The organism is Oleiphilus sp. HI0061, assembly GCF_001635675.1.
On sequence record NZ_LWFE01001703.1, the window covers coordinates 1 to 1,119 of the forward strand.

Genomic DNA, 1,119 nt, shown 5'->3' on the forward strand with positions numbered 1-1,119 from the left:
GTGATTCTACCTGAGCCTCAGCCATTATTGACTGAAGCATCGAAGATGCCAGGTTTAGATGGTCAGAAAATGTCCAAATCTTACGGCAATACTATTGGCTTACGTGAGGATCCGGATTCGGTTACTCAAAAAATACGAACCATGCAGACAGACCCACAACGTGTACGCTTATCTGATCCGGGTGATCCAGATAAGTGCCCTGTGTGGAAGTTGCATGATGTTTATTCCGACGAAAGTACTAAATGCTGGGTTCGTGAAGGTTGCACCAGTGCAGGCATTGGTTGTTTGGAATGTAAGAACCCAATAATTGAAAAAGTGCTTGAAGAGCAGCGCCCAATTCGTGAACGTGCTCGCCAGTATGAAGAGAACCCAGAATTAGTGCGTAGTATTTTATCTGAAGGTGCCGAGCGCGCGCGTGACGCAGCAAAGGGAACGCTTCAGGAAGTTCGACGTGTAATGGGTTTATCTTTCGGCGCGTAAAGTGCTAGAAGATAGGGGGCTTGAGTATGTCAGCTGTGCAACAAGAATTACCTTTGGCAATTGTCGAAGGTAAAGTTGTAAGGGATGTCCCTCAAGACCTCTATATTCCCCCCGATGCTTTATCGGTTATTCTCGAAGCCTTTGAAGGCCCGCTAGATCTGCTCCTGTATTTGATACGACGCCAAAATATGGATATTCTGGCAGTTGATGTGAGTGAGATAACGCGTCAGTACATCGAATATATTCAAGTTGCGAAAAAGATGAAGTTCGAGCTGGCTGCTGAGTACCTACTCATGGCTGCGATGTTGGCCGAGATCAAATCTCGAATGTTATTGCCTAAAATTTCGCATGAAGATGACGAAGAAGAAGACCCACGTGCTGAATTGATTCGTCGCCTTCAGCAATATGAACGCTTCAAGAAAGCAGCTGAAGATTTGGATGAGTTACCACGCGTTGATAGAGAAATAGTTCCTGTTCATATCAAAGCAGAAACCAGTTCTGACGGAAAGATACATCCTGATGTCTCGCTAAATGAGTTAATTCAGGCACTTAATTCTGTTCTGCAACGCTCTGATATGTTTGTAAGCCACCATATTGAAAAAGAGAAGCTCTCAACTAGAGAGAGGATGACAATTATCT

1 protein-coding gene and 1 pseudogene are annotated in these 1,119 nt (G+C 44.5%); both read left to right on the plus strand.

What is annotated here, in order from left to right:
- Nucleotides 1-480, plus strand: a pseudogene (locus A3735_RS26260) (tryptophan--tRNA ligase); the annotation flags it as partial.
- A 26-nt stretch (nucleotides 481-506) separates the two neighbouring features.
- Nucleotides 507-1,119 (plus strand): ScpA family protein (locus A3735_RS26265; protein ID WP_197486063.1); only part of this gene is annotated, 613 nt, incomplete at its 3' end.